This window comes from Flavobacterium sp., assembly GCF_029242675.1.
Lineage (GTDB): Bacteria > Bacteroidota > Bacteroidia > Flavobacteriales > Flavobacteriaceae > Flavobacterium.
In genome coordinates this window covers 1-5063 of record NZ_JAQWTM010000264.1, presented here as the reverse complement: position 1 = coordinate 5063, position 5063 = coordinate 1, and the positions used below count along the sequence as shown (strand labels likewise).

Here is a 5063-nt window from a genome sequence, read left to right as displayed (position 1 = left end):
TAATCCTCGTGGAACCGATGTTCCAGTGGTTCTAGACTTGATGATTCACGATATTGATGTTATATTAAGTGTGGTTAAATCAAAGGTTAAAAATATTAGCGCGAGCGGTGTCTCTGTAATTAGTGACACACCAGACATTGCCAATGCAAGAATAGAATTTGAAAATGGCTGTGTTGCCAATCTTACTGCAAGCCGCATCTCAATGAAAAACATGCGTAAAACGCGTTTCTTTCAAAAAGACGCGTACATATCTGTGGATTTCTTAGAGAAAAAATGTGAGGTAGTTAAAATGAAAGATGCTCCTGAAGTTCCAGGTGATTTTGATATGATTTTACAAAATGCGGAAGGTGTTAAAAAACAAATCTATTTTTCAAATCCTGAAGTAGAGCAAAACAACGCTATTCTAGACGAATTAGAGACATTTGCTGATGCTATTACAAACGATTCAACCCCAATTGTAACCTTAGAACAAGCAACAGAAGCATTGAAAGTTGCTTATCAAATTATTGATTGCTTCAAAAAATAAAATACAAATTCGAATTTAAAAGTTAAACGAGAAGACTTTAAAATTAAATATACCTTAAATGAAAATAATAGCTGTAATTGGTGCAGGAACTATGGGTAACGGAATCGCTCATACCTTTGCACAAAGCGGATTTACCGTTAAATTAATAGATGTTTCAGAGAAATCTTTGGATAAAGGAATGGCTACTATCGCTGCCAATTTAGACCGAATGGTTTCTAAAGGAACCATCACCGAAGAAGACAAAGCAAAAACAATTACCAACATAATCACTTATACGGATATTAAAGATGGTGTTGTTGGTGCTGATTTAGTAGTTGAAGCTGCGACTGAGAACGTAGAGCTTAAACTAAACATTTTTAAACAGTTGAATGACGCCTGTTCTCATGATACTATTTTAGCAACAAATACTTCTTCCATTTCAATTACGCAAATTGGAGCGGTAGTGTCACATCCAGAACGTGTTATTGGAATGCACTTTATGAATCCGGTGCCTATTATGAAATTAGTTGAAATCATTCGTGGGTACAATACTAGCGATGCGGTAACAGCTCCGATCATGACACTATCTGAAAAGTTAGGTAAAACGCCTGTTGAAGTAAACGACTATCCTGGTTTTGTGGCTAATCGTATTTTAATGCCAATGATTAATGAAGCTATCGAAACCTTATACAACAAAGTTGCTGGTGTATATGAAATTGATACCGTGATGAAATTAGGAATGGGACATCCAATGGGACCACTTCAACTAGCTGATTTTATTGGTTTAGATGTATGTTTAGCTATATTAAATGTTATGTACGACGGATTCAAAAATCCTAAATATGCTCCTTGTCCACTGTTAGTAAATATGGTTCGTGCTGGAAAATTAGGAGTAAAATCAGGAGAAGGGTTTTATGACTATAGCGAAAGTAAAAAAGCAGCGAAAATTTCGAAACAATTTATCTAGTTTAAATAATTTAAAAGCAGCAAGAGCATCGCGATGTTTCTTGCTGCTTTTCTGTTTTTAAACCAAAAGTGATATGGCAAAAATAATTCCATTTAGAGCAGTTCGCCCCACTAGAGACAAAGTTTGTTTGGTAACCTGCCGATCCTATGAAGAGTATGTAACAGCGGAGTTAGCTGCTCAATTAGATTTTAATCCGTTATCGTTTTTACATGTCATAAAACCGGCCTACAACAATGTAGAATCAGTTACCTTTGAAAAAAGATACCGTCAAGTACATCAAAAGTACCACGATTTTAAAATTGAGAATATCCTTGTAAAAGATGAGAATCCATCCATTTACATTCATAAAATTGTAACCAAAACACAATCATATACAGGTATAATCGTTGGTACATCCCTAGCCGATTATAAAAACAACAAAATCAAAAAGCATGAAGAAACGCTCGCTTTTAGAGTTCGACTGCTGAAAGAATACATGCACCACTCTGAATTTAACACAGAGCCTGTACTGATGACCTATCCTGATAATGAGGAAATCGAAAATTGGATTTTTAGTCAAACACAAAAATTAGCTGATTTTGAGTTTTCGACGACCAAGAAAGAAATCAATTATCTCTGGAAAATTGATGATGTTGAAGAAATTGAATGGATTCAAAATACGTTTGCTAAAATTGATTCTCTTTATATCGCTGATGGTCACCACCGTTCAGAGGCAGCTCGTATATTATCTGAGGAAAACCCACAAGATGAGAACAAAGCCCATCTACTAAGCTACTTGATTGCCGAAAATAATATTAAAATTTACGAATTTAATAGACTTGTAAAGGATCTAAATGGATTAAGTAAAGAGAAATTTATTCGCAAGTTGAATGAAAAATTCATTGTTGAAAGCAAGGACCAACAACCCTATCAGCCTGTCACGAATCATGAATTTGGCATGTATTTGGACAATGAGTTTTACCAGCTTGAACTTCGAAAAAGGGTAAAAAATTCAGCTAATGCTTTAGAAAACCTCGATACCCAAATTCTGTTTGACACTGTCCTACTTCCTATTTTAAACATAGAAGATTTACGAAATGATGAACGAATCGAATACGTATCAGGTAAACAATCGATTTTAGAATTAAAAAAAGAAATAGACGAAGGAGAATATCAAGTTGGATTTATCCTCTATCCTTCAAATATCAACGAAATAAAGGCATTAGCAGATACTAATTTGATTATGCCTCCAAAAAGTACGTATATTGAACCTAAGTTTAGAAGCGGAATAGTTATTTACGAACTATAAGGCAAAAACATTTAAAACAGCATCCAATGTCAATAGCAAACAATATAAAAGCAATCAAAGCGACACTTCCTGAAAACGTAACACTAGCAGCGGTTTCAAAAACCAAGCCGGTATCGGATTTAATGCAAGCATATGAAACGGGCCAACGCATTTTTGGCGAGAATAAAATTCAGGAAATGGCTGATAAATGGGAGCAAATGCCCAAAGACATTCAGTGGCACATGATTGGACATGTACAAACTAACAAAGTGAAATACATGGCACCTTTTGTAGCGCTTATTCATGGCGTAGATAGTTTAAAGCTTTTGCAAGAAATCAATAAGCAGGCTGCAAAAAACAACCGCGTTATTGATTGCTTACTTCAAATGCATATCGCCGAAGAGGAAACAAAATTTGGCTTAGACCAAGAAGAGTTAGCTGCTATCTTTAACTCTGTCGAACTACAAGAAATGAAAAATATAAAAATTGTAGGCTTAATGGGAATGGCAACTTTCACAGATAATAAGGACCAAATTAAAAAAGAATTTATGCTTTTAAAAAGTATATTTGACAAAGCAGCCGAGCAAAAAGTACCTAATTGTGATTTGACTATCATCTCTATGGGAATGTCAGGTGACTATCCTTTAGCAATTGAGTGCGGTAGCACAATGGTTCGAGTTGGTAGCAGTATCTTTGGTGGCCGAAACTAGTTTTTAATAGAAGGCCCCAATAGTAAACCCCATTTTAAATAAAATAATTTGTACGCAATACTAGATATAGAAACCACAGGTGGTCAGTTCAACGAAGAAGGAATAACTGAAATCGCCATTTATAAATTTGATGGACACGAAATTGTCGATCAATTTATAAGTCTGGTCAATCCTGAAATCCCTATTCAACCCTTTGTCGTTAAGCTAACAGGTATAAACAATGCCATGCTAGTCTCTGCTCCTAAGTTTTTTGAAGTAGCCAAACGTATTATAGAAATCACCACTGATTGTATCATCGTAGCACACAATGCCTCTTTTGATTACCGCATCCTTCGAACAGAATTTAGACGATTAGGCTATAATTTTGAGGCTAAAACCTTGTGTACAGTTGAACTGGCAAAAAAATTAATACCGGACCAGCCTTCTTATAGTCTGGGTAAACTTGTTCGTGCTTTAGGAATTCCAATGGCCGATAGGCATCGCGCCAGCGGAGATGCCGTTGCGACGGTGAAACTGTTTAAAATGCTACTTGAAAAAGATCTCGAAAAAACGATTATCACAGATTATATCAAAACCGAAATAGAAAAAGGAATCTCACCTAAATTAACGGAAATCATAGCTGGTTTGCCCTCGCGAACCGGAGTTTATTACATTCATAACGAAAAAGGAAACCTAATCTACATTGGCAAAAGCCGAAACATAAAAAAAAGGCTCAACCAGCATTTTACGGGAACCAACGCCAAATCTAAAAAAATTCAAGCCCAAGTTTTTCGCGTAACCTACGAGGAAACAGGTAGCGAACTGATAGCCCTACTTAAAGAAAGTGAAGAAATAAAGGTCAACAAACCCATATTAAATCGAGCACAACGAAAAAGTATTTTTCAATGGGCACTTTATGCTGAACTAGATAAAAACGGTTACATCAATCTTAAATTACAAAAAGCAGATGGTCGCAAAAAAGAAATAACCTCATTTTCAACTTTGCAAGAAGGCAAAAATGCGTTATTTAGGATCACGGCTGAATACAAGTTATGTCAAAAGTTTACTGGCTTATATCAAACTACTAAAGAATGTTTTCAGTACACCATAAAAGAGTGTGATGGCGCTTGCATTGGAGCAATTTCTGCACTTGAATACAACCTGAGAGTCAACGAATTCATTACTAAAAATAGTTTTGAAAACCAAAACATGATTATTGTTGACAAAGGACGAACTATCAACGAGCGCAGCGCTGTTTTGATCGAAAACGGAATCTATAAAGGCTATACGTTTTATGATTTGAACTATCAAGTACATAAAATAGATATTTTAAAAACGATCATCATTCCAATGCAAAACAATCGCGACACGCGAAATATAATTCAAAATCACCTTCGAAGAAATAAAATGCATAAGATTATCAAGTTCTAGTACAAACCTAAATTTGGCCAACATAAATGAATTAAAATTATTTAATACATAGAAGCCATTCCAGCTATCCACTACAACTCCTCCTCCTGCAAATTGTATTTCTAGCGCATAAAAGGAGCTTCTAAGGTCGCTCTTTTACACTAAGAAATACTAACTTGCAATCGTCCGGGGTTTCCGTTTTTATCTGGGCTACAATCACTATGA

The 5063-nt window shown here is 35.4% G+C and carries 5 protein-coding genes; all 5 read left to right on the top strand.

Annotated features, from left to right (window positions below; all coding sequences use genetic code 11):
* Positions 1-526 (top strand): Gfo/Idh/MocA family oxidoreductase (locus P8M54_RS09840; RefSeq protein WP_366525148.1); only part of this gene is annotated, 526 nt, incomplete at its 5' end.
* Between the two features lie 58 nt (positions 527-584).
* Complete coding sequence (locus P8M54_RS09835) at positions 585-1472, top strand: 3-hydroxybutyryl-CoA dehydrogenase (RefSeq protein ID WP_300287650.1); 888 nt, start codon at positions 585-587, stop codon at positions 1470-1472.
* A 73-nt stretch (positions 1473-1545) separates the two neighbouring features.
* Positions 1546-2760 carry a DUF1015 domain-containing protein gene (locus P8M54_RS09830; RefSeq protein WP_300287649.1) on the top strand — a complete coding sequence of 405 codons (1215 nt, stop codon included), beginning with the start codon at positions 1546-1548 and terminating at the stop codon, positions 2758-2760.
* Positions 2761-2786: 26 nt separating this feature from the next.
* Positions 2787-3449 (top strand): YggS family pyridoxal phosphate-dependent enzyme, encoded by a 663-nt coding sequence (locus tag P8M54_RS09825; protein ID WP_300287648.1) that lies wholly within the window; start codon positions 2787-2789, stop codon positions 3447-3449.
* 48 nt (positions 3450-3497) lie between these two features.
* Positions 3498-4859 carry an exonuclease domain-containing protein gene (locus P8M54_RS09820; protein WP_300287647.1) on the top strand — a complete coding sequence of 454 codons (1362 nt, stop codon included), beginning with the start codon at positions 3498-3500 and terminating at the stop codon, positions 4857-4859.
* Positions 4860-5063 lie beyond the last annotated feature (204 nt).